The organism is Streptomyces torulosus (genome assembly GCF_001419765.1).
GTDB lineage: Bacteria > Actinomycetota > Actinomycetes > Streptomycetales > Streptomycetaceae > Streptomyces > Streptomyces torulosus.
This window is the reverse complement of record NZ_LIRK01000305.1, coordinates 1-22,766: the sequence shown is the minus strand read 5'-3', so window position 1 is coordinate 22,766 and position 22,766 is coordinate 1. Positions and strand designations below refer to the sequence as shown.

Here is a 22,766-nt window from a genome sequence, read left to right as displayed (position 1 = left end):
CTGCTGGGTGGTGTGGGTGGGGCGGCGGTGTGTGGGCCGCTGTGGCCGGTGCGTCGCCGGGCGGTGCGGCACCCGGGGGGTGCCCGGACGGACCGGTGTGCCGGTGGTCCCTGTGGTGTCGGGTGCGGTGCCCGCGGCGACCCGGTGGTGCTCCTCGGTGCCCCGTGCGTGCTCCGACCGGTGGGTCCCGCGCGGCACCATGGGCAGTTGATCCGTTCTGAAGATTTCTCTGTGAAGATCTCTGCCACATCGCGTGCCCGACCGGGCCCCGGAACGGTCCGGTATCACCCGGTCGACATCTGTGCGGGGTCCTGTACGAATGAGCGGCGCCGATTCCTCGAACAGCCGCGAAGCCCGTCCGGACGCCGCCGAACTCCCGCTCAGCCGCAGGTAAGTACGGCCTTCCTTGCTGGCAGAAGCGATTTTCCGAGCGTACGTTCGACGTATGGCGATCATTGACACCGAAGCAGCGCTCCACGTGGCGCACCGCGACAACCACACCCACCGGGACGTGAACGGCGGCTGGCTGCGGCCCGCCGTGTTCGGGGCGATGGACGGGCTCGTGTCCAACCTGGCGCTGATGACCGGTGTCGCCGGCGGGACGGCCGGCCGGGAGGCGGTCGTCATCGCCGGGCTCGCGGGGCTGGCCGCCGGGGCCTTCTCGATGGCGGCCGGCGAGTACACCTCCGTGGCCTCGCAGCGCGAACTCGTCGAGGCGGAACTGGATGTCGAGCGGCGCGAGTTGCGCAAGCACCCCAAGGACGAGGAGAAGGAGCTGGCCGCCCTCTACGAGGCCCGCGGTGTCGAGCCGGAGCTCGCCCGCGAGGTCGCGAGACAGCTCTCGCACGATCCCGAGCAGGCCCTGGAGATCCATGCCCGTGAGGAGCTGGGCATCGACCCGGGCGACCTCCCCTCGCCCACGGTCGCCGCCGTGTCGAGCTTCGGGGCCTTCGCGCTCGGTGCCCTGCTGCCCGTGCTGCCGTATCTGCTCGGCGCGAGCACACTGTGGCCCGCCGTTCTGGTGGCATTGCTGGGACTCTTCGCCTGTGGTGCCCTGGTGGCGAAGGTGACGGCCAGAAGCTGGTGGTTCAGCGGGCTGCGTCAGCTGGCCCTCGGAGGTGCCGCGGCCGGTGTGACGTACGCCCTGGGCACGCTGTTCGGTGCGGCCGTATGATGAATCGGATGGCTACGTATGCGAGGGGCCGTATAAGTAGTCGTTACTACGCGGTTTCGAATGCTTAACCGCTGGGCATGAGCCGTAAGCGCCGCCGGCAATGACGCCTGCACCGCACCCTGCCGCAGGGAGCGACGACGCCCCCCGCACATCGAGTCGAAGGACATGGATCTGTCCGGCTGACTCCCCTTGCTCCCGCCGCTGTGCGCCGCACCCGCTCAGCGCCGCGGCGTCCGCATGTTGGAACGAACTATCCCGGTTCCCGAGAATCGCTCCATCATGTAACCTGCACGAAATTTTGCACTCCGCGCAGAGGGCCAACGTCGTCCCTCGGCAATTGCATATGCCAGATGACGACGACGGGAGAGCCGATGCGTACGCCGCGCCAGCCGTCCCAGCACTCCACGAATGGCCAGAAGTGGTCGTTCATGGATGCTCGCCCTGCTGCGCAGGGTATGTACGACCCCCGCAACGAGCGCGACGCCTGTGGCGTCGGCTTCGTGGCCACCCTCACCGGCGAGGCGAGCCATGCGCTGGTCGAGCAGGCGCTCACCGTTCTGCGCAACCTGGAACACCGCGGTGCCACCGGCTCCGAGCCGGACTCCGGCGACGGCGCCGGCATCCTCTCCCAGGTGCCTGACGGCTTCTTCCGTGAGGTGGCCGGATTCCAGCTGCCCGAGGCCGGTGCGTACGCGGTCGGCATCGCCTTCCTGCCCGAGGACGGCGCCGACGACGCGGCCGCCCGCATCGACGCCATCGCCGCCGAGGAGGGCCTGACCGTCCTCGGCTGGCGCGAGGTGCCCGTCGCGCCCGAGCTGCTCGGCGCCACGGCCCGCTCGACGATGCCCGCCTTCCGCCAGATCTTCGTCGCCGACGGCGCCGCGGTGCCCGCCACGGACATCGACCTCGACCGCAAGACGTTCGTGCTGCGCAAGCGCGCCGAGCGCGAGGTCGACGTCTACTTCCCCTCGCTGTCCGCGCGGACCATCGTCTACAAGGGCATGCTGACCACCGGCCAGCTGGAGCCCTTCTTCCCGGACCTGTCCGACCGCCGCTTCGCCTCCGCGATCGCGCTCGTGCACTCCCGGTTCTCCACCAACACGTTCCCGTCGTGGCCGCTCGCCCACCCGTACCGCTTCGTCGCACACAACGGCGAGATCAACACGGTCAAGGGCAACCGCAACTGGATGGTCGCCCGCGAGTCCCAGCTCGTCTCCGACCTGTTCGGCCCGCAGGAGAAGCTGGAGCGGATCTTCCCGATCTGCACGCCGGACGCCTCCGACTCGGCGTCCTTCGACGAGGTGCTCGAACTGCTCCACCTCGGCGGCCGTTCGCTCCCGCACTCCGTGCTGATGATGATCCCGGAGGCGTGGGAGAACCACGACTCCATGGACCCGGCCCGCCGCGCCTTCTACCAGTTCCACTCCACGATGATGGAGCCCTGGGACGGCCCGGCCTGTGTCACCTTCACCGACGGCCGTCAGGTCGGAGCGGTCCTCGACCGCAACGGACTGCGTCCCGGCCGCTACTGGGTCACCGACGACGGCCTCGTCGTCCTCGGCTCCGAGGTCGGCGTCCTCGACATCGACCCCGCGAAGGTCGTCCGCAAGGGCCGCCTGCAGCCCGGCCGTATGTTCCTCGTCGACACCGTCGAGCACCGCATCATCGAGGACGACGAGATCAAGGCCGGCCTCGCCGCCGAGCACCCGTACGCGGAGTGGCTGGAGGCCGGCGAGATCGAGCTGTCCGACCTGCCCGAGCGCGAGCACATCGTGCACACCCACGCCTCGGTCACCCGCCGCCAGCAGACCTTCGGGTACACCGAGGAGGAGCTGCGCGTCATCCTCGCGCCGATGGCCAAGGCCGGCGCCGAGCCGATCGGCTCCATGGGCACCGACTCGCCGATCGCCGCGCTGTCCTCCCGCCCCCGGCTCCTGTTCGACTACTTCACCCAGCTGTTCGCGCAGGTCACCAACCCGCCGCTGGACGCGATCCGCGAGGAGCTGGTCACCTCGCTGCGCTCCTCGCTGGGCCCCGAGGGCAACATCCTGGAGCCGAGCGCCGCGTCGTGCCGCAGCGTCACCCTGCCCTTCCCGGTGATCGACAACGACGAGCTGGCCAAGCTCATCCACATCAACGCCGACGGCGACATGCCCGGCATGAAGGCCGCGACCCTCTCCGGCCTGTACCGGGTCTCCGGCGGCGGTGACGCCCTCGCCGCGCGCATCGAGGAGATCTACGCCGAGGCCGACGCCGCCATCGAGAACGGCGCCCGGCTGATCGTCCTGTCGGACCGCCACTCGGACGCCGAGCACGCGCCGATCCCGTCGCTGCTGCTCACCGCTGCCGTCCACCACCACCTCATCCGCACCAAGCAGCGCACCCAGGTGGGCCTGCTGGTCGAGGCCGGTGACGTCCGCGAGGTCCACCACGTCGCCCTGCTCATCGGCTACGGCGCCGCCGCCGTCAACCCGTACCTGGCGATGGAGTCCGTCGAGGACCTCGTCCGCGCCGGAACGTTCCTTTCCGACATCGAGGCCGAGCAGGCCATCCGCAACCTGATCTACGCCCTCGGCAAGGGCGTCCTGAAGGTCATGTCGAAGATGGGCATCTCCACCGTGGCCTCCTACCGCGGCGCCCAGGTCTTCGAGGCCGTCGGCCTCGCGGACGACTTCGTCGAGAAGTACTTCAACGGCACGGCCACCAAGATCGGCGGCGTCGGCATCGACGTCATCGCCAAGGAGGTCGCCGCCCGCCACGCCAAGGCGTACCCCGCCTCCGGCATCGCCCCGGCGCACCGCGCCCTGGACATAGGCGGCGAGTACCAGTGGCGCCGCGAGGGCGAACCGCACCTGTTCGACCCGGAGACGGTCTTCCGCCTCCAGCACTCCACGCGCGCGGCCCGCTACGACATCTTCAAGAAGTACACCGAGCGGGTGAACGAGCAGTCCGAGCGGCTGATGACGCTGCGCGGCCTGTTCGGCTTCCAGTCGGACCGGCAGCCGATCCCCGTCGACGAGGTCGAGCCGGTCTCCGAGATCGTCAAGCGGTTCTCGACCGGCGCCATGTCGTACGGCTCCATCTCCAAGGAGGCGCACGAGACCCTCGCCATCGCCATGAACCAGTTGGGCGGCAAGTCCAACACCGGTGAGGGCGGCGAGGACCCCGAGCGCCTGTACGACCCGGCGCGCCGGTCGTCCATCAAGCAGGTCGCCTCCGGCCGCTTCGGTGTGACCTCCGAGTACCTGGTCAACGCGGACGACATCCAGATCAAGATGGCCCAGGGCGCCAAGCCCGGTGAGGGCGGCCAGCTGCCCGGCCACAAGGTGTACCCGTGGGTCGCGAAGACGCGTCACTCGACGCCGGGCGTGGGCCTGATCTCCCCGCCGCCGCACCACGACATCTACTCCATCGAGGACCTGGCGCAGCTGATCCACGACCTCAAGAACGCCAACCCGCAGGCCCGCATCCACGTGAAGCTGGTCTCCGAGGTCGGCGTCGGCACGGTCGCGGCCGGTGTGTCCAAGGCCCACGCGGACGTCGTCCTCATCTCGGGTCACGACGGCGGCACCGGTGCCTCCCCGCTGACCTCGCTGAAGCACGCCGGCGGCCCCTGGGAGCTCGGTCTCGCCGAGACCCAGCAGACCCTGCTGCTCAACGGCCTGCGCGACCGCATCGTCGTCCAGACCGACGGCCAGCTGAAGACCGGCCGTGACGTGGTCATCGCCGCGCTGCTCGGCGCGGAGGAGTTCGGCTTCGCGACCGCGCCGCTCGTCGTGTCCGGCTGCGTCATGATGCGCGTCTGCCACCTCGACACCTGCCCCGTCGGCATCGCCACGCAGAACCCGACCCTGCGCGACCGGTTCTCCGGCAAGGCCGAGTACGTCGTGAACTTCTTCCGGTTCATCGCCGAGGAGGTCCGCGAGCTGCTGGCCGAGCTGGGCTTCCGCTCCATCGAGGAGGCCGTCGGCCACGCCGAGGTCCTCGACGTGGAACGCGCCGTCGACCACTGGAAGGCGCAGGGCCTGGACCTGGAGCCGCTGTTCCACGTGCCCGAGCTGCCCGAGGGCGCGGTGCGCCACCGGCTCATCGAGCAGGACCACGGCCTGGAGAAGGCGCTCGACAACGAGCTGATCAAGCTCGCGGCGGACGCCCTGGCCGCCTCCGACGCGACCGAGGCCCAGCCCGTGCGCGCCCAGGTCAAGGTCCGCAACATCAACCGCACGGTCGGCACCATGCTCGGCCACGAGGTGACGAAGAAGTTCGGTGGCGCGGGCCTGCCCGACGACACCATCGACATCACCTTCACCGGCTCCGCGGGCCAGTCCTTCGGCGCCTTCCTCCCGCGCGGTGTCACGCTGCGCCTGGAGGGCGACGCCAACGACTACGTCGGCAAGGGCCTCTCCGGCGGCCGGGTCATCGTCCGCCCGGACCGGGGCGCCGACCACCTCGCCGAGTACTCGACCATCGCGGGCAACACGATCGCCTACGGCGCGACCGGCGGTGAGCTGTTCCTGCGCGGCCGCACGGGCGAGCGGTTCTGCGTCCGCAACTCCGGTGCGCTGGTCGTCTCCGAGGGCGTGGGCGACCACGGCTGCGAGTACATGACCGGCGGTCACGCGGTCGTCCTCGGCGAGACGGGCCGCAACTTCGCGGCCGGTATGTCCGGCGGCGTCGCGTACGTCATCGACCTCGACCGCGACAACGTCAACGTCGGCAACGTGAACGCCGTCGAGGCGCTCGACGACACCGACAAGCAGTGGCTGCACGACGTGGTGCGCCGCCACGCCGAGGAGACCGGCTCCACGGTCGCCGAGAAGCTGCTCGCGGAGTGGGACGAGGCCGTGACCCGCTTCAGCAAGATCATCCCCAGCACGTACAAGGCAGTGCTCGCCGCCAAGGACGCCGCCGAGCGAGCCGGTCTCTCCGAGACCGAGATCACCGAGAAGATGATGGAGGCGGCGACCAATGGCTGATCCCAAGGGCTTTCTCAACCACGGCCGCGAGGTCGCCAAGTCCCGCCCCGTCGACGTCCGGCTGAAGGACTGGAACGAGGTCTACGTCCCGGGTTCGCTGCTCCCGATCATCTCGAAGCAGGCGTCCCGCTGCATGGACTGCGGCATCCCGTTCTGCCACAACGGCTGTCCGCTCGGGAACCTCATCCCCGAGTGGAACGACTACGCCTACCGCGAGGACTGGGCGGCCGCCTCCGAGCGCCTGCACGCCACCAACAACTTCCCGGAGTTCACGGGCCGCCTGTGCCCGGCCCCGTGCGAGTCGGCGTGTGTGCTCGGCATCAACCAGCCGGCCGTCACCATCAAGAACGTCGAGGTCTCGATCATCGACAAGGCGTGGGACAGCGGCGACGTCGCGCCCCAGGCCCCGGAGCGCCTGTCCGGCAAGACGGTCGCGGTCATCGGCTCCGGCCCGGCGGGCCTCGCGGCGGCGCAGCAGCTGACGCGGGCCGGTCACACGGTCGCGGTGTACGAGCGCGCCGACCGCGTCGGCGGTCTGCTCCGCTACGGCATCCCCGAGTTCAAGATGGAGAAGCGGCACATCAACCGCCGCATCGAGCAGATGCGCGCGGAGGGCACCCGCTTCCGTACCGGCATCGAGATCGGCCGCGACCTCAAGGCGACCGACCTGAAGAAGCGGTACGACGCCGTCGTGATCGCCGCCGGAGCCACGACCGCGCGTGACCTGCCGGTCCCCGGCCGTGAGCTGAACGGCATCCACCAGGCCATGGAGTACCTGCCGCTGGCCAACAAGGTGCAGGAGGGCGACTTCGTGGCGCCCCCCATCACGGCCGAGGGCAAGCACGTCGTGGTCATCGGCGGCGGCGACACCGGCGCGGACTGCGTGGGCACCGCCCACCGCCAGGGCGCGGCCTCCGTCACCCAGCTGGAGATCATGCCGAAGCCGGGCGAGGACCGGGCCCCCAACCAGCCGTGGCCGACCTTCCCGATGCTCTACAAGGTCACCTCGGCGCACGAGGAGGGCGGCGAGCGGGTCTACTCCGTCTCCACCACCCACTTCGAGGGCGACGAGGACGGCAACGTCCAGTGGCTGCACCTCGTCGAGGTCGAGTTCGTCGACGGCAAGCTGACGCAGAAGCCGGGCACGGAGCGCAAGATCCCCGCCCAGCTGGTCACCCTCGCGATGGGCTTCACCGGCACCGACCGGGAGAACGGCCTGGTCGAGCAGTTCGGCCTGGAGCTCGACGAGCGCGGCAACATCGCCCGCGACGCCGACTTCCAGACGAACGTGCCGGGTGTGTTCGTCGCCGGTGACGCCGGCCGCGGCCAGTCGCTCATCGTGTGGGCGATCGCGGAGGGCCGCTCGGCCGCCCGCGGCTGCGACCGCTTCCTGACGGGCGCGAGCGACCTGCCGGCACCGATCAGGCCCACGGACCGCTCGCTGATGGTCTGACGACCGCACCGACCGCACCACCGGGTGACCTCCGGGTCACCCCCCATACGTCCCGTACAACGGCGTACGGAACACAGATGGCGCCTGCCCGCCAGTCCCCGACCGGACGACTGGGCAGGCGCTGTCGCATGTGGAGACGCGGTGGGGCGGCCGGGCGGCGCCCCCTCGCGCTCAGCTCGTCATCGCCGCGACCTTCGCCACCGCCAGCACCAGCAGGAGGGCGAGGACCACCGCGCAGGCGCTCGCCTGGACGAGGACGCGGCGCCGGTCGCGCGGGGCGTAGGCGTAGGCGAGGGCGATGAGGCCGCCGGTGAGGAGGCCGCCGAGGTGGCCCTGCCAGGAGGTGACGACCGCCGAGAGCACCAGCCAGATCAGCAGGCCCGCCATGAAGCGGTTGATGCCCCTGGGGTCGGCGCCGAGGCGGCGGGCGAGGACGTAGTACGCCGTGCAGACGCCGAAGAGGGCGCCGGAGGCGCCGACCGTGCGGGCGTCCGGGGCGAGGAGGAGGACGAGCACCGAACCGCCGAGGGCGGACAGGAGGTAGAGGGCCAGGTAGCGGGCGCGGCCCAGCTGGGCCTCGACGATCCGGCCGACGTTCCACAGCGTGACCATGTTCATCACGATGTGGAGGACGCCGAACGTGCCCTCGGTGGGCGGGAGATGGAGGAACGCCCCGGTGAGGAGGCGGTACCACTCGCCGTCGATGACGCCCTCGGGGTGGAAGTCGGACGGATAGACGGCCTGCCAGACGTAGTGCAGGCCGTCCGGGCCGGTGAGGCCCCGGCCCAGTACCGCGAAGTCGTCCACGACGGAGGGGCGGACCAGTTCGGCCACGTAGGCGAGGACGTTGAGGCCGATGAGGACGTACGTCACCAGGGGCACCGCGGAGATCCGGCCGCCGAAGGCGGTGCGGGCCTGACGGACGGTCCGGGCGCCCTCCTTCACACACTCGGGGCACTGGTGGCCCACGGCCGCCTCACGCATGCAGTCCGGGCAGATGAAGCGGTCGCAGCGCGTGCAGCGGACATACGCCTCCACCTTGGGGTGCCGATAGCAGGTGGTGACGGCGGGCTCGGACGACGACGGCGACTGGGGTTCCACGGCCGGCTCCTTGAGGGTGCGGACTGATGACGAGCCGGTGAGGACGGCGGCGAACAAAATAGCGAACCATCGGGGGTGAAGGGTGACGGGGAGGCGTATGGGGGTGCGGGCGGAGGTGTGGGAGGACGCCGGAGGTGATCCCGTCCCCGGCGCCCCCCGGACGCCGTAGCCTCGGGGGCCCGTCGACCCCGTACGCCAGGAGGGCCCTTATGCCCGCTATCAGTCTCAGCAAGGTGCGGGAGACGGCCCCCGCGCTCGTGGACCTCTACAAGGCCGCAGGGGTCTCCCTCGACAAGCACGGGCTGCGCGGGCAGCGCGCCGCCGTGTATCTCGTCGTCGACCACAGCGGCTCCATGCGGCCGTACTACAAGGACGGCAGCGTGCAGGCCCTCGCCGACCGGGTGCTCGGGCTGTCCGCGCAGCTCGACGACGACGGGATCGTGCCGGTCGTCTTCTTCTCCACCGGCGTCGACGCGGTCACGGAGATCGGGCTCGCCGACCACCACGGCCGGATCGAGCGGATCGTCGCCGGGCTCGGACACATGGGGAAGACCGACTACCACCTGGCCATGGACGCGGTCATCGACCACTACCTCGACCGCGGTGCCGAGGACCCCGCCCTCGTGGTCTTCCAGACGGACGGCGGCCCCACCAGCAAGCTCGCAGCCGAGCGGTATGTGTGCAAGGCCGCGCGGCTGCCGCTGTTCTGGCAGTTCATCGGTTTCGGGGACCCGGACAGCCGGCAGTTCGACTTCCTGCGCAGGCTCGACGAGCTGTCCGTGCCCGGCAAGCGGGTCGTCGACAACGCCGGTTTCTTCCACGCCGGTTCGGATCCCGGTGCCTTGTCCGACGGGGAACTGTACGACCGGCTGCTGGGCGAGTTCCCGAAGTGGCTGGTGGAGGCGCGGGCACAGGGGATCGTCGCGTAACCGGCCTGGTAGGGGAGAGGCCTGGGCCGTGTCCCGGCCGGGGAGGGAGACCAGGGCCGAGTCCGGCCGGGATGTCACATCGGCCGGCCCCGGCTCGTCGCAGGGGAAGTGGCAGCCACAGGCAAAGTGGGGAGTGCTCCCCATTTACAACCGCGGGCCCGGCTGCCACTCTTGGACGAGCCAAGGGGAGGGCGACGCATGGACGGCGCGCGAGCGACAGGAGCGACAAGGGCGGGCGGCGGCACGGGGGAGCGGGTCGCCGACTGGGCCGACGGGCGGCTCGGGCTGTACGGGCTCGCCAGGGCCAATCTGCGCAAGGTGTTCCCGGACCACTGGTCCTTCATGCTCGGCGAGATCTGCCTCTACAGCTTCCTCGTCCTCATCCTCACCGGTGTCTGGCTCACCCTGTTCTTCGAGCCGAGCGGCGTCGAGGTCGAGTACAACGGCACCTACGAGCGGCTCAACGGCGTCCTGATGACCCGCGCCTACGAGTCCACGCTGGAGATCAGCTTCGATGTGCGCGGCGGCCTGCTCATCCGGCAGATCCACCACTGGGCGGCGCTCGTCTTCGTCGCCGGGATGCTCGTGCACATGATGCGGGTCTTCTTCACGGGCGCGTTCCGCAAGCCCCGCGAGATGAACTGGCTGTTCGGCTGGACCCTGCTGTTCCTCGGCATCATCACCGGCCTGACGGGCTACTCACTCCCGGACGACCTGCTCTCCGGCACCGGCCTCCGCTTCGCGCAGGGCGCCATCCTGTCCGTCCCGGTCGTGGGGACGTACCTGTCGTTCTTCCTGTTCGGCGGGGAGTTCCCCGGGCACGACATCATCTCCCGGCTCTTCCCGATCCATGTGCTGCTGCTGCCCGGGATCATGCTGGCGCTGGTCGTCGCCCATCTGATCCTGGTCTTCCACCACAAGCACACCCAGTACCCGGGGCCCGGCCGGGACCAGAAGTCCGTGGTCGGCATGCCCTTCCTGCCCGTCTACCTGGCCAAGGCCGGCGGCTTCTTCTTCCTCGTCTTCGGGGTGCTCACCTTCATGGGCGCCATAGCCACCATCAACCCCGTGTGGGCCTTCGGCCCCTACCGGGCCGACCTGGTCACCACCGGCGCCCAGCCCGACTGGTACCTGGGCTTCTCCGAGGGTCTGATCAGGGTGATGCCGGGCTGGGAGATCAACGCCTTCGGACACACCCTCAACCTCGGCGTCTTCATCCCCTTCTCCCTCTTCCCGCTGATCATGCTGGCCATCGGCCTCTACCCCTTCGTCGAGGCCTGGATCACCGGCGACAAGCGCGAACAGCACCTCCTCGACCGGCCCCGCAACGTCCCCGTGCGCACCGGCCTCGGCGTCGCCTGGCTCAGCCTCTACGGCGTCCTCCTCATCGGCGGCGGCAACGACATCGTCGCCACCCATCTGCACCTGTCCATCAACGCGATCACCTGGGCGGTGCGCATCGGCTTCTTCGTGGTGCCCGTCGTCGCGTTCGTCGTCACCCGGCGCGTCTGCATGGGACTGCAACGCCGGGACCGCGACAAGGTGCTCCACGGCCGTGAGACCGGCATCATCAAACGGCTCCCGCACGGCGAGTACGTCGAGGTCCACGAACCGCTCACCCCGGCGCAGCTGTTCACGCTCACCCAGCACGAACAGCCCCCGCCCTACGAGACCGGGCCGCTCGTCGACGCGAACGGCGTCCGGCGCCGCGTCCGACCGGTGGACCGGCTGCGCGCCCGCCTCGCCCACGCCATGTTCGGCCCCGGCACCCGCGTCCCGAAACCGACCCCGGAGGAGTACCGGCGGCTCACCGGCGGCGATCACCACTGAGCACCGTCGCCCGGCAGTCGTCCGGCGACCCCCACGCCGAGCGCAGCGCCCGGGCCTTCGTCAACCACAGGGACAGGTCGTACTCCGCGGTGTAGCCGATCGCGCCGTGCGACTGGAGCGCCGTGCGGGCGGCCCGGTACGCCGCCTCGCAGGCCATGACCTTGGCGGCGGCCACGTCCGCCGGGTCCAGGGTGACCGCCGCGCCGAACACCAGCGGGCGCGCGAACTCCAGGGCCACCTTCGCGTCGGCCAGCCGGTGCTTCACCGCCTGGAACGAGCCGACGGGCACCCCGAACTGGGTGCGCTGCCCGACGTACGCCACCGTCCTGTCCAGGAGGGCGAGACCGACGCCGAGGGCCTGCGCGGCGACCGCGAGCCGCGCCCACAGGACCGCTCGGGCGACGGGCGGATCGGTGGCGAGGAGTTCACCGCCCAGGGAGAGAGGCGTCGGGCGGCGGGCCGGGTCCAGCGACGGGCGGACCGGGCCATGGCCGGGGGACAGCCGCAGTTCGGGCCCGCTCAGGGACAGACGGGTGGTCGCCGCGTCCCCGTCCAGCGCGTACGACGACCCCGGTGGCGTGACCGTGGCCATCGCCTCCCCCGACACCAGCGCCGGGAGCAGCCGCTTCGCCGGGCCCGGGTCGTCCAGTCCGGCGAGGAGCACCGTGGCCGCCACCGTCTCCACGAACGGGCCCGGTGCGGCGTGCCGCCCCAACTCCACGAAGGCCACCGTGAGTTCGACGGGCAGGGGGCCCACCCCCTCGTACGCCTCCGGCGCCGCCAGCGCGAACACGCCGGCCCGCGCGACCCGCGCCCACAGCGCCCGCCCCGCAGCGCGCTCCCCACGGGCCCAGGCCCGCACGACCGCCGGGGTGTCCGCGGCCGTCAGCATCGCGTCCAGCGACGCGGCGAACGCCCGCTGCTCGGCGTCGAGGAGGAAACGCATCAGCGGGACTCCTTCGGGACGGGGAGCGGGAGAGGGAGGGGGAGCGGGTTCGGGAGAGGGCGTGGTGGAGGCGGGAGGGGCTGTCCGCCGGTCGGGGCGGCGACGACGACCGCGTGCGGCGCTCGTGCGGTCCGCGCGTCGGCGTTCATACGCGGCGCTCGCGCGTTCCCCGTGCCGGCGTTCACCCGCGACGCCCCCTCGGCAGGCCCAGCAGGCGTTCGGCGACGATGTCCCGCTGGATCTCGTTGGTGCCGGCGTAGATCGGGCCGGCGAGGGAGAAGAGGTAGCCCTCGGACCAGTCGGTGTCCGTGAACTCGCCCTCCTCGCCCAGGAGTTCCAGTGCGGTCTCGTGCAGGGCGATGTCGTACTCCGACCAGAACACCTTGTTGAGGCTGGACTCGGGGCCCAGGGACTCGCCGTCGAGGAAGCGGGAGGCGCTCGCCCAGGTGAACAGCTCGTAGGCGCGGGCGCCGATCAGGGCGTCGGCCACCCCGTCGCGGGCGGTCGCCGGGCGGCCCCGGGCCTCCCACAGGTCGCGCAGCCGGTCGGCGGAGGCGAGGAAGCGGCCGGGGGAGCGGAGCGTCAGCCCGCGTTCGTTGCCGGCCGTCGACATCGCGATCCGCCAGCCCTGCCCCGGCTCGCCGATGACGTCCTCGTCCGGCACGAACACGTCGTCCAGGAACAGCTCCGCGAAGGCCGGCTTTCCGTCGAGGCGGCCGATCGGGCGGACCGTCACACCGGGCGCGCGCAGGTCGAACATGAGGTACGTCAGCCCCTGATGCGGCTTCGGGGTGCCCGGCTCGCTGCGGAACAGCCCGAACGCGTGGTCCGCGAAAGCCGCGCGCGACGACCACGTCTTCTGGCCCCTGAGCAGCCAGCCGCCGTCGGTACGCACCGCCCGCGAGGTCAGCGAGGCCAGATCCGAACCGGCCTCCGGCTCCGACCACGCCTGCGCCCACACCACCTCACCCGAGGCCATCGGCGGCAGCACCCGCGCCCGCTGCTCCTGCGTGCCATGGTCGAACAGGGTGGGAGCGAGCAGGTTGACGCCGTTCTGACCGACCCGGCCGGGGGCGCCCGCCGCGTAGTACTCCTCCTCGAAGATCAGCCAGCGGATCAGACCCGCGTCCCGGCCCCCGTACGCGGCCGGCCAGTTCACCACCGACCAGCGGTCGGCCGCCAGTTCGGCCTCCCAGGCGCGGTGGGCCGCGAAGCCCTCCTCGGTCTCCAGGGAGGGCAGCGGCACGGACGGCACACGCTCGCGCAGCCAGGCGCGGGCCTCGGCGCGGAACGCCTCGTCGGCGGGGGAATGGGCGAGGTCCACGGGGTCACCTCTTTCCGGCCAAGCACCCAACCTTCCCTAACAAGTGTTTGGTAGGTTAGCGTGCCCTCATGACGAACGTCGAGCCTCCGACCTACGTCCCCGCCCACGGCCTCCTCCGCGGCCGTACCGCCGTCATCACCGCGGCGGCCGGCGCGGGCATCGGCGGGGCGACCGCGCGACGCTTCCTGGAGGAGGGCGCCCGCGTCCTGATCAGCGACGCGCACACCCGCCGCCTCAAGGAGCACGAGGCCCGGCTGGCCGGGGAGTTCGGCGCGGACGCGGTCACGGCGACGGCGTGCGACGTGACCGACGAGGACCAGGTACGGGCCCTGTTCGACACGGCCGTCCGGCTGCACGGACGGCTCGACGTCGTCGTCAACAACGCGGGCCTCGGCGGCACCTCGGACCTCGTCGACATGACCGACGAGCAGTGGTCGAAGGTGCTGGACGTGACCCTCAACGGCACGTTCCGCTGCACCCGGGCCGCCCTGCGGCACATGCGGGAGACCGGCGGCGGCGTGATCGTCAACAACGCCTCCGTCGTCGGCTGGCGCGCCCAGGCCGGGCAGGCGCACTACGCGGCGGCGAAGGCGGGCGTGATGGCGCTGACCCGCTGCGCGGCCGTCGAGGCGGCCGGGTACGGGGTGCGCGTCAACGCCGTGTCGCCCAGCCTCGCCATGCACCCGCACCTCGCGAAGGTGACCACCCCCGAACTGCTGGCGGAACTCACCGAACGCGAGGCCCTCGGGCGGTACGCCGAACCCTGGGAGGTGGCCAACGTGATCGTGTTCCTCGCGTCCGGCTACTCCTCGTACCTGACGGGCGAGGTCGTGTCCGTCAGCAACCAGCACCCTTGAGGACAATGAACAGCGTGCCGACCAAGAAGAAGCCCCAGGTGACCGCCGCCCCCGCCCGCCGTCGTGAACTCCTCGACAGGGCGGCCGAGGTCTTCGCCGAGCAGGGGTACAACGCCACCACCGTCCGCAGGATCGCGGACGACGCGGGCATGCTCGCGGGCAGCCTCTACTACTACTTCGACTCCAAGGACGCGATGCTCGAGGAGATCCTGCGGACCTTCCTCGACGAGCTCTGGGAGCAGTACGACACCGTCCTTGCCGCCGGACTGGGGCCCAGCGAGACCTTCCGGTCCCTGGTCACCGAGTCGTTCCTGGCCATCGACCGGCACCGCGCGGCCGTCGAGATCTACCAGAACGAGGCGAAGCAACTGATCGCGCAGGAACGCCGGTTCGGGTTCCTGGAGGTGTCGCAGCGCAAGTTCGAACAGACCTGGCTGTCCACGCTGGAACGCGGGGTCGCCGAGGGGGAGTTCCGGGCCGACCTCGACACGAAGGTCACCTACCGGTTCGTGCGCGACACCGTGTGGGTCGCCGCCTCCTGGTACCGGCCCGGCGGGCAGTACAGCCCGGAGCAGATCGCCCGGCAGTACCTGTCGATGGTGCTGGACGGGATCGCCGTACGTACCTGACCACCAACTCAGCGAAGAGTCCGGGGAGTCGCCATGGCCGAGGCCTACATCGTCGAAGCGGTCCGCACGCCCGTCGGGCGGCGCGGAGGAGGGCTCGGCGGGGTGCACCCCGCCGACCTCGGCGCACATGTGCTGAAGGCGCTCGTCGCGCGCGCGGGTGTGGACCCCGCCGCCGTGGAGGACGTCGTCTTCGGCTGCCTGGACACCGTGGGACCGCAGGCCGGTGACATCGCCCGCACCAGCTGGCTGGCCGCCGGACTGCCCGAGGAGGTGCCGGGCACCACCGTCGACCGGCAGTGCGGCTCCTCCCAGCAGGCCGTGCACTTCGCCGCCCAGGCCGTCCTGTCCGGCACCCAGGACCTCGTCGTCGCCGGCGGCGTCCAGAACATGACGATGGTCCCCATCGCCTTCGCCTCCCGCCAGGCCGCCGTGCCCCTCGGGCTCACCGAGGGCCCGTTCGCCGGCAGCGAGGGCTGGCGCGCCCGGTACGGGGACCGGCCCGTCAACCAGTTCGCCGGCGCCGAGATGATCGCCGCGAAGTGGGGGATCAGCCGCCGCGACCAGGAGGAGTACGCGCTGCGCTCCCACCGGCGGGCGGTGCGGGCCGTCGACGAGGGCCGCTTCGAGCGGGAGACCGTCCCGTACGGGGACGTGACCGTCGACGAGGGGCCGCGCCGGGACACGTCCCTGGAGAAGATGGCCGCGCTGAAGCCCGTCATCGACGGCGGCACCGTCACCGCCGCCTGCTCCTCGCAGGTCTCCGACGGCGCCGCCGCGCTGCTGCTCGCCTCCGAGCGGGCCGTCGAGGAGCACGGGCTCACCCCGCGCGCCCGCGTCCACCACCTCTCCGTGCGCGGAGAGGACCCCATCCGGATGCTGACCGCGCCGATACCGGCGACCGCGTACGCCCTGAAGAAGGCCGGCCTCTCCCTCGACGCCATCGACCTCGTCGAGATCAACGAGGCCTTCGCACCTGTCGTCCTCGCCTGGCTGAAGGAGACGGGCGCCGACCCGGAGAAGGTCAACGTCAACGGCGGCGCCATCGCCCTCGGACACCCCCTGGGCGCGACGGGCGCCAAGCTCATGACGACCCTCCTGCACGAACTGGAACGCACGGGCGGCCGCTTCGGCCTCCAGACCATGTGCGAGGGCGGCGGCCAGGCGAACGTGACGATCATCGAGCGGGTGTGAGGCACGCCCCGGGCCGACGGTGACGCCGCTGCGAGCGAACCGGGCGGTGGGCCGGGGCGGACCGTATCCCGGTGGCCCGGTGGCCCGGTGGCCCGGTGGCCCGGTGGCCCGGTGGCCCGGTGGCCCGGTGGCCCGGTGGCCCGGTGGCCCGGTGGCCCGGTGGAGGCGAGGCGTGGGTGTGCCGGTAGCCCGGTGGAGTCGAGGTGTGGGTGTGCCGGTGGTCGGTGGTCGGCGGCCGAGGGGCGGGCGGCTCCCAGCCGCCTGGCACCGGGGGGTGGCCGGGTGGCTCCGGGGCGTCGTCAGCCCTCGGGGCCGAGCCGCCCCGGTGCCGTCAGCCTCGTCAGTGTCTCCTCCGCCTCCTTCATGATCCGGTTCACCAGCTCCTCGCAGGACGGCAGGTCGTCGATGACTCCGGTGACCTGGCCGGAGGCCATGACTCCGAGGTCCGTCCGGCCGTCCACCATCGCGGACCTCAGCAGCATCGGGGTGTTGGCGGCGAGCAGGACCTGGCTCCACGTGAGGTCCTTGCCGTGCTTCATCGCGAGCCCGTCCCGGATCATGCCGCGCCAGGTGAGCCCCGAGATCCGGCGGAAGCCGGCCGCGTGGCGTACCGCGTGCAGCAGGGCGCGGGCACGGCCGGACCTCTCCAGGGCGTCCACGAACTCCGTGCGGAGCATGCGGTGCGGCAGCCCGTCCACGGCCCTGGTGACGGTGACGTCCTTGACGGTCGCCGCGAGATAGCGGGCCTTGACCGCGTCGGGCACCGTCGAGTCCGACGTCAGCAGGAACCGTGTGCCCATCGCGACGCCGGCCGCCCCGTACGCGAGTGCGGCGACCAGCCCCCGCCCGTCGTGGAAGCCGCCCGCGGCGACGACGGGAATGCCCACCGCGTCCACGACCTGCGGCAGGAGCACGGTCGTCGCCACGTCCCCGGTGTGCCCGCCGCCCTCCCCGCCCTGCACGACCACCGCGTCCGCGCCCCACGCCGCCACCTTCTCCGCATGCCGCCGGGCCCCCACGGACGGGATGACGACCACCCCCGCGTCCTTCAGCTCGGCGATCAGCTCCCTGGACGGCGCGAGCGCGAACGACGCCACCCGGACGCCCTCCTCAACGATGATCCGCACCCGTTCCCGGGCGTCCCCGGCGTCGGCCCGCAGATTCACCCCGAACGGCGCGTCCGTGCGGGACCGCACCTCCCGTACGGCGTCTCGCAGCCGCTGCGGGCTCATCGTCGCGGACGCCAGGATGCCGAGGGCGCCCGCCTCGGCCGTGGCGGACACCAGGCGGGGGCCGGCGACCCAGCCCATCCCGGTCTGCACGATCGGATGGCGGACGCCCACGAGCCGGGTGAGGGCGGTGTCCATCACCCCCGGACCTCCCGTGCTCGGGCGTTCTCCGGATCGAGCACCTCACGGATCAACCGCAGCTCCTCGGCCGACGGCTCCCGTGTGTACGGCACCTCCTCCGGTACGGCGAGCGCGAACCCGGTGGCCTCCTCGACCTGCTCGACGGTGACCCCCGGGTGCAGCGAGGCCAACCGCATCGAGCGGTCCGGGGTGGCGAAGTCGAACACCCCGAGGTCGGACACGACGCGGGGGAGCCGGTGGAAGCGAGCCGCCGCGTGATGCGCGGCGGCCCGGTCGTACCCCACCCCGCACACCATGTCGACCTTCTCCACGAACACCCGCCGGGAATGCCGGGGCACCCAGTAACTCGTCGCGTTGTTCAGCGTGTTGACCGGGGCGCCCCGCACCCCGAGGAGCTGGCGCCGGGGGCGGGCCCAGTCGCCGACGCAGGAGATGTTCTGGTTGCCGTACCGGTCGATCTGGCTCGCGCCCATCATCACGTGCCGTCGGCCGCCGGTGACCAGGGCCAGGTGCTGCCGGTAGGGCAGCCACCCCTCGACGGTGCCGTCCGGGCCGACGAGCAGCGCCTCGCCGTCGGTGAGCAGCAGGTCCGGGGCGAACGTCCGCCGGGCGAGGCGTGCGCCCAGCGACGGGACGAGCCCCATGGGGCTGGCGAGGATCTCCCCGGCCCCGCGCCATGCCTCGGCGCACGCGATCACGCAGTACTCGGCGCGGGTCGCTCCGCTCATGCCTCCTCCTCGCGCCAGGCGCGCACGGCCTCCTGGTAGGCGTGTTCGTCGCCGGTGAGGAACCGTTCGGCGAACTCCGGCCACGCCGTGCCCGCGTACCGCTTCTGGAAGGGCTCGTCCCGTGCGTAGTCCGGCGCGCAGGACGTGAAGTGCGCCCCGTTCGGCGCCTCCACCACGCCCGTCACCACATGCCGCTTGATCAGCAGCGACTGCGGCGGCGCCTCCTTGGTCAGCTCGGCCGTGTCCACGATCCGCTCGCAGGAGACGTACGCGGTGTCGGCCGCCTCGCAGAACAGGTCGTCGAAGTAGGGGTCCGGACCGAGGTACTGGCCGTTGCCGAGCCGGTCGGCCCGGTTGACGTGCACGAACGCGGCGTCCATGCGCAGGGCGGGCATCGCGACGAAGGTCTCCCCGTCGTCGTAGGGCGAGGTGACGGTCCGCAGGGAGGGATTGACCCGCATCACGTCCGAGCCGATGCCCGCCCGCACCGGCAGGAAGGGCAGCCGGTTCGCGGCGGCGTGCAGGCCCCACATGAACATCGCCTCGTCGACCTCCATCAGCTCGAACGCCCCGCGTTCCCGGGCCGCGCGGAAATGCGGCTCCAGGGGGATCGAGTCGAGCGTGGCGAACGCGGCGACCAGTTTCCGGACCCGTCCGGCGGCGGCGAGCATCCCCACGTCCGGGCCGCCGTACGAGACGACGGTGAGATCAGTGATCTCCGTACGGAGCAGCGCTCTCACCAGGGCCATCGGCTTGCGCCGGGACCCCCAGCCGCCGATGCCCAGGGTCATCCCGCTCTCCAGCCGCGCCACGGCCTCCTCGGCGGTCATGGTCTTGTCACTCATCCGCGCCCTCCTCCCTGCCCTCCCTGCCGAATGTGCCGCGAACCTCGTCGGCGACCCCGCTGAGGTTCGCCTCGAAGGTGAAGCCCTGCTCGAAGCGGTAGCTGCGCCGTACGTCGACGGGGTCGATGCCGTTGATGGCGGCCTTGGCCAGCCGGATCAGCCGCCGGTCCTTCGCGGCGATCTCCGCCGCCAACTCCAACGCGGCCGCGCGCAGTTCGTCCCGCGGCACCACCCGCCACACCGAGCCGTGCGCGCGCAGTTCGGCCGCGGTCGCCGTGCGCGAGGTGTAGTACAGCGCCCGCATCAGGTGCTGCGGCACCAGCCGCGCCAGATGCGTCGCCGCCCCGAGCGCCCCCCGGTCCAGCTCGGGCAGGCCGAACGTCGCGTCCTCGCTCGCCACGATCGCGTCCGCGTTCCCGGCCAGACCGATCCCGCCGCCCAGGCAGAACCCCTGCACCGCCGCCACCACGGGCACCTCGCACTCGTACACCGCCGCGAAGGCCTCCGCGCAGCCCTGGTTGGCGCCGATCAGCGCGCGCTGCCCCGCCGCCTGGATCTCCACGATGTCGACGCCCGCGTTGAACCCGCGTCCCTCCGCCGCGAGCACCACACACCCGACCGCCGGATCACGCCCCGCCGCGCGCACCGCGTCGGCCAGCTCGAGCCACCCCCGCACCGGCAGGGCGTTCACCGGAGGGAAATCGACCGTGACGAGAACCGTCCCCTTTTCCGGGGACGAGGTGGAGACACCCATGGGAGCATCAGCTACCTTCCACCTAACGTTTGTTTGGTGGAAGGTAGCAGCGGATGGAGCTCAACGGGAAGCTCGCCGTCGTCACCGGCGGCACACGCGGCGTCGGCGCCGGCATCGCCCACGCCTTCGCCGGGGCGGGCGCCGACGTCGTGATCTGCGCCCGCCGCCCACCCGACACACCGCTCAAGGGCGCCGAGTTCCTACCGGTGGACGTCCGTGACCCGGACGCCGTCCAGGCCCTCTTCGACGGCCTGCCCCGCGTCGACGTCCTCGTCAACAACGCGGGCGGCACGCCCTACCGACCACTCACCGGTACCGGCACCGAGCCCGGCACCGAAACCGCCGTCGACGCCCGCCGCCACGCCCGCGTCATCGACCTCAACCTCACCGCGCCCCTGACGGTGTCCCTCGCCGCCCACGCGCACCTGAGGCGGTCGCGGGGCTCGATCGTGATGATCGGCAGCGTCAGCGGCAGCCGCCCCTCGCCCGGCTCCGCGGCGTACGGCGCCGCCAAGGCCGGCCTGGAACACCTCGCCCGCTCCATGGCCGTGGAGTGGGCCCCCGACATCCGGGTCAACACCCTCGTCCTCGGCATGGTCCGCACGGAGCTGTCCCACCTCCACTACGGCGACGAGCACGGCGTCGCGGCCGTCGCCCGCACGGTCCCCCTCGGCCGCCTCGCCGACCCCTCCGACGTCGGCGGGGCGGCGGTCTTCCTCGCGTCCGACGCGGCGGCGTACATCACCGGGGCGTCCCTACTGGTCCATGGCGGCGGTGAGCGCCCGGCGTTCCTGGCGGCGGCTACACCGGACCGGGACGGCGGGGCTGAGGCTGTTCGGGGCGCTGGGGGTGATTTCGGCCGGGCCACCAGCGCCGACACCGGCCAGCCCGCCGGTGGCGATGCTGACCGGGGTGCTGGGGGTGATACCGGTCGGGCGGCCGGGGGCGATGCTGACCGGCGCGCTCGGGGTGATACCGGCGGGGCGGTCGGGGGCGATGCTGGCCGGGAGGCCGAGGGCGGCACCGGCCGGGGCGTCGAGGGGAGGACCGGCGGCGACACCGTCCGGGGCTCTACGCGCACCCCCCACCGAGGCACGCCTGACGACACCGGTCGGGACGCGGCGCGCGACCCGCTCCGGGCGGCGATGCCCGACGACAGTGACGGAACCCGAGGAGGCGGACGATGAGCGGACAACGACTCTGCGAGGGGCGCGTGGTGATCGTGACCGGCGCGGGGCGCGGACTGGGGCGCGCACACGCCATCGCGTACGCCGCTGAGGGCGCCCGTGTCGTCGTCAACGACCTCGGCGTGGGACTGGACGGCACCCCGGACCCCGACAGCCCCGCCGCCCGGGTCGTCGACGAGATCCGCGCCGCCGGAGGGGAGGCGATCGCCCACGGCGGCGACGTCGCCACGACCGACGGGGCCGCGTCCCTCGTCCGCAGCGCGCTCGACACGTACGGACGCCTGGACACCCTGGTCAACAACGCCGGTTTCCTGCGCGACCGCATGCTCGTCAACCTCGACGAGGACGACTGGGACGCCGTTCTCCGCGTCCACCTCAAGGGCCATTTCCTCCCGCTGAAGCACGCCGCCCTGCACTGGCGCGCCGAGGCGAAGGAGGGCCGCCGCACCGAGGCGCGCGTCATCAACACGAGCAGCGGCGCCGGCCTCCTGGGCTCGCTCGGCCAGGGCAACTACAGCGCGGCCAAGGCGGGCATCATCGGCCTCACGCTGGTCGCGGCGGCGGAACTGGGCCGCTACGGCGTCCTCGTCAACGCGATCGCCCCCGCGGCCCGCACGAGGATGACCGAGCGGGTCTTCGCCGAGACGATGGCCGCGCCCGGCACCGGCTTCGACACGATGGCCCCGGAGAACGTCTCCCCCTTGGTGGTCTGGCTGGGCTCCGCCGCGTGCACCGGAGTCACCGGCCGCGTCTTCGAGACGGAGGGCGGCCGCATCACGGTCATGGAGGGCTGGCACCCCGGCCCCACAGCCACCCGCCCTTCCCGCTGGACCCCCGGTGAAGCAGGCGAAACCACCCTGAAACTCCTGGCAGAAGCCCAACAACCCGGCCGCACCTACGGCACCTAGTGCCGCATCAGGCAACGTTCGCCCTGCGACTGGGTGGTGGGTGGCGGGTGTTCGGTCTCCGTCCGGTGCTCCCCGCTGCGTTGTCCGAGGCGGATGCGAGACTCTCGCCATGACGGACACGCTCCGCGCGGGCACCGCGCTGATCTCGATCGTCGGCCGTGGCTTCGGGCCGGTGGACGCGGTGAATGAGACGCTGACCGACGCGTTCGCGTATGCCGGTCCCATGCGTGATCAGATCACCGAGGAGGGGATGATCTGCCGCACTCTGGTACTGCAGATCAGCGGACCCCCAGATGAGCAGGCCCAGCAGACCCGACTCCCGGCGGTTCCGTTCGACGTCGGCGGCCTGGATCCCCGCCAAGCGCGGGTGCGGGTCGCCGCCGTGGTCCCCGACGATTGGCGAGCTGTCACCGCCGTCATCTCGGCCGTGCACCTTCTGGTCGGCGAGCCTGCCCTGGAACCGGACGGCAGCGCCGTCCTGGTCGTCGCCGTGAGCTGAAGCCGCTGACGGACGGCCTCGCGGACTCAAGCCGAGGGGAAGTGCGCGACCAACCCCCACCCACC

18 protein-coding genes and 1 pseudogene are annotated in these 22,766 nt (G+C 71.8%); 11 read left to right on the top strand and 8 right to left on the bottom strand.

Annotated features, from left to right (window positions below; translation table 11 throughout):
• A partial coding sequence (locus tag AOK23_RS48905) for a hypothetical protein (RefSeq protein WP_420823728.1) occupies positions 1–201 on the bottom strand: 201 nt, incomplete at its 3' end.
• 244 nt (positions 202–445) lie between these two features.
• On the opposite strand from AOK23_RS48905, the gene AOK23_RS21700 reads away from it, so the two are divergent.
• From AOK23_RS21700 to AOK23_RS21690, 3 genes are all read left to right on the top strand, one after another.
• Positions 446–1,174, top strand: coding sequence for a VIT1/CCC1 transporter family protein (locus tag AOK23_RS21700; RefSeq protein ID WP_055714356.1), 729 nt, complete (start codon positions 446–448; stop codon positions 1,172–1,174).
• 371 nt (positions 1,175–1,545) lie between these two features.
• Positions 1,546–6,150, top strand: a complete 4,605-nt coding sequence (gene gltB / locus AOK23_RS21695) for a glutamate synthase large subunit (RefSeq protein WP_055714355.1) — start codon at positions 1,546–1,548, stop codon at positions 6,148–6,150.
• Complete coding sequence (locus AOK23_RS21690) at positions 6,143–7,603, top strand: glutamate synthase subunit beta (protein WP_055714354.1); 1,461 nt, start codon at positions 6,143–6,145, stop codon at positions 7,601–7,603. Before gltB ends, AOK23_RS21690 begins: the two co-directional genes overlap by 8 nt.
• A gap of 171 nt (positions 7,604–7,774) precedes the next feature.
• Here the strand turns inward: AOK23_RS21690 and AOK23_RS21685 are convergent, their stop codons facing one another.
• Positions 7,775–8,704 (bottom strand): rhomboid family intramembrane serine protease, encoded by a 930-nt coding sequence (locus tag AOK23_RS21685; RefSeq protein WP_055714357.1) that lies wholly within the window; start codon positions 8,702–8,704, stop codon positions 7,775–7,777.
• 209 nt (positions 8,705–8,913) lie between these two features.
• On the opposite strand from AOK23_RS21685, the gene AOK23_RS21680 reads away from it, so the two are divergent.
• Both AOK23_RS21680 and qcrB read left to right on the top strand, forming a co-directional pair.
• Entirely contained in the window at positions 8,914–9,633 is a 720-nt protein-coding gene (locus tag AOK23_RS21680; protein WP_055714353.1) for a vWA domain-containing protein, read from the top strand.
• A gap of 198 nt (positions 9,634–9,831) precedes the next feature.
• Positions 9,832–11,463: a cytochrome bc1 complex cytochrome b subunit gene (gene qcrB, locus AOK23_RS21675; protein WP_055714352.1), complete on the top strand. Its 1,632-nt coding sequence runs from the start codon at positions 9,832–9,834 to the stop codon at positions 11,461–11,463.
• On the opposite strand, the gene AOK23_RS21670 is transcribed toward qcrB, so the two are convergent.
• Entirely contained in the window at positions 11,441–12,409 is a 969-nt protein-coding gene (locus tag AOK23_RS21670) for an acyl-CoA dehydrogenase family protein (protein WP_055714351.1), read from the bottom strand. The genes qcrB and AOK23_RS21670 overlap by 23 nt on opposite strands.
• A 181-nt stretch (positions 12,410–12,590) precedes the next feature.
• Positions 12,591–13,733 carry an acyl-CoA dehydrogenase family protein gene (locus AOK23_RS21665; RefSeq protein ID WP_055714350.1) on the bottom strand — a complete coding sequence of 381 codons (1,143 nt, stop codon included), beginning with the start codon at positions 13,731–13,733 and terminating at the stop codon, positions 12,591–12,593.
• A gap of 68 nt (positions 13,734–13,801) precedes the next feature.
• On the opposite strand from AOK23_RS21665, the gene AOK23_RS21660 reads away from it, so the two are divergent.
• Genes AOK23_RS21660 through AOK23_RS21650 form a run of 3 tightly spaced genes read left to right on the top strand, consistent with a single transcriptional unit; the run spans position 13,802 to position 16,410 of the window.
• Entirely contained in the window at positions 13,802–14,590 is a 789-nt protein-coding gene (locus tag AOK23_RS21660) for an SDR family oxidoreductase (RefSeq protein WP_055714349.1), read from the top strand.
• A 14-nt stretch (positions 14,591–14,604) separates the two neighbouring features.
• Positions 14,605–15,219 carry a TetR/AcrR family transcriptional regulator gene (locus AOK23_RS21655; protein ID WP_055540542.1) on the top strand — a complete coding sequence of 205 codons (615 nt, stop codon included), beginning with the start codon at positions 14,605–14,607 and terminating at the stop codon, positions 15,217–15,219.
• 33 nt (positions 15,220–15,252) lie between these two features.
• Complete coding sequence (locus AOK23_RS21650; RefSeq protein ID WP_055714348.1) at positions 15,253–16,410, top strand: acetyl-CoA C-acetyltransferase; 1,158 nt, start codon at positions 15,253–15,255, stop codon at positions 16,408–16,410.
• A gap of 299 nt (positions 16,411–16,709) precedes the next feature.
• On the opposite strand, the gene AOK23_RS21645 is transcribed toward AOK23_RS21650, so the two are convergent.
• The 4 genes from AOK23_RS21645 to AOK23_RS21630 are packed head-to-tail and all read right to left on the bottom strand — an operon-like array spanning position 16,710 to position 20,107.
• Positions 16,710–17,777 (bottom strand): NAD(P)H-dependent flavin oxidoreductase, encoded by a 1,068-nt coding sequence (locus AOK23_RS21645; RefSeq protein ID WP_055714347.1) that lies wholly within the window; start codon positions 17,775–17,777, stop codon positions 16,710–16,712.
• A complete protein-coding gene (locus AOK23_RS21640) occupies positions 17,777–18,508 on the bottom strand; it encodes a CoA-transferase subunit beta (protein WP_055714346.1) in 732 nt (243 codons plus the stop codon). The genes AOK23_RS21645 and AOK23_RS21640 overlap by 1 nt, the downstream gene beginning before the upstream one ends.
• Complete coding sequence (locus tag AOK23_RS21635) at positions 18,505–19,353, bottom strand: CoA transferase subunit A (protein WP_055714345.1); 849 nt, start codon at positions 19,351–19,353, stop codon at positions 18,505–18,507. The genes AOK23_RS21640 and AOK23_RS21635 overlap by 4 nt, the downstream gene beginning before the upstream one ends.
• Positions 19,346–20,107 carry an enoyl-CoA hydratase family protein gene (locus tag AOK23_RS21630; protein WP_055714344.1) on the bottom strand — a complete coding sequence of 254 codons (762 nt, stop codon included), beginning with the start codon at positions 20,105–20,107 and terminating at the stop codon, positions 19,346–19,348. Before AOK23_RS21630 ends, AOK23_RS21635 begins: the two co-directional genes overlap by 8 nt.
• A gap of 53 nt (positions 20,108–20,160) precedes the next feature.
• Between AOK23_RS21630 and AOK23_RS21625 the strand changes: the two are divergent.
• The 3 genes and pseudogenes from AOK23_RS21625 to AOK23_RS21615 form a co-directional block, all read left to right on the top strand.
• Positions 20,161–20,925: pseudogene (locus AOK23_RS21625) on the top strand (SDR family oxidoreductase); the annotation flags it as partial.
• Between the two features lie 365 nt (positions 20,926–21,290).
• Positions 21,291–22,202 carry an SDR family oxidoreductase gene (locus AOK23_RS21620; RefSeq protein ID WP_055714343.1) on the top strand — a complete coding sequence of 304 codons (912 nt, stop codon included), beginning with the start codon at positions 21,291–21,293 and terminating at the stop codon, positions 22,200–22,202.
• A gap of 109 nt (positions 22,203–22,311) precedes the next feature.
• Positions 22,312–22,701 carry a hypothetical protein gene (locus tag AOK23_RS21615; RefSeq protein WP_055714342.1) on the top strand — a complete coding sequence of 130 codons (390 nt, stop codon included), beginning with the start codon at positions 22,312–22,314 and terminating at the stop codon, positions 22,699–22,701.
• The last annotated feature ends 65 nt before the right edge of the window (positions 22,702–22,766 follow it).

Coding starts and splice junctions, on each gene's coding strand:
- AOK23_RS21690 (WP_055714354.1), top strand. CDS start 6,143: ATGGCTGATCCCAAGGGCTTTCTCAACCACGGCCGCGAGGTCGCCAAG.
- AOK23_RS21635 (WP_055714345.1), bottom strand. CDS start 19,353: ATGAGTGACAAGACCATGACCGCCGAGGAGGCCGTGGCGCGGCTGGAG.
- AOK23_RS21670 (WP_055714351.1), bottom strand. CDS start 12,409: ATGCGTTTCCTCCTCGACGCCGAGCAGCGGGCGTTCGCCGCGTCGCTG.
- AOK23_RS21620 (WP_055714343.1), top strand. CDS start 21,291: ATGAGCGGACAACGACTCTGCGAGGGGCGCGTGGTGATCGTGACCGGC.
- AOK23_RS21680 (WP_055714353.1), top strand. CDS start 8,914: ATGCCCGCTATCAGTCTCAGCAAGGTGCGGGAGACGGCCCCCGCGCTC.
- gltB (WP_055714355.1), top strand. CDS start 1,546: ATGCGTACGCCGCGCCAGCCGTCCCAGCACTCCACGAATGGCCAGAAG.
- AOK23_RS21640 (WP_055714346.1), bottom strand. CDS start 18,508: ATGAGCGGAGCGACCCGCGCCGAGTACTGCGTGATCGCGTGCGCCGAG.
- qcrB (WP_055714352.1), top strand. CDS start 9,832: ATGGACGGCGCGCGAGCGACAGGAGCGACAAGGGCGGGCGGCGGCACG.
- AOK23_RS21650 (WP_055714348.1), top strand. CDS start 15,253: ATGGCCGAGGCCTACATCGTCGAAGCGGTCCGCACGCCCGTCGGGCGG.
- AOK23_RS21630 (WP_055714344.1), bottom strand. CDS start 20,107: ATGGGTGTCTCCACCTCGTCCCCGGAAAAGGGGACGGTTCTCGTCACG.
- AOK23_RS21660 (WP_055714349.1), top strand. CDS start 13,802: ATGACGAACGTCGAGCCTCCGACCTACGTCCCCGCCCACGGCCTCCTC.
- AOK23_RS21645 (WP_055714347.1), bottom strand. CDS start 17,777: ATGGACACCGCCCTCACCCGGCTCGTGGGCGTCCGCCATCCGATCGTG.
- AOK23_RS21615 (WP_055714342.1), top strand. CDS start 22,312: ATGACGGACACGCTCCGCGCGGGCACCGCGCTGATCTCGATCGTCGGC.
- AOK23_RS21700 (WP_055714356.1), top strand. CDS start 446: ATGGCGATCATTGACACCGAAGCAGCGCTCCACGTGGCGCACCGCGAC.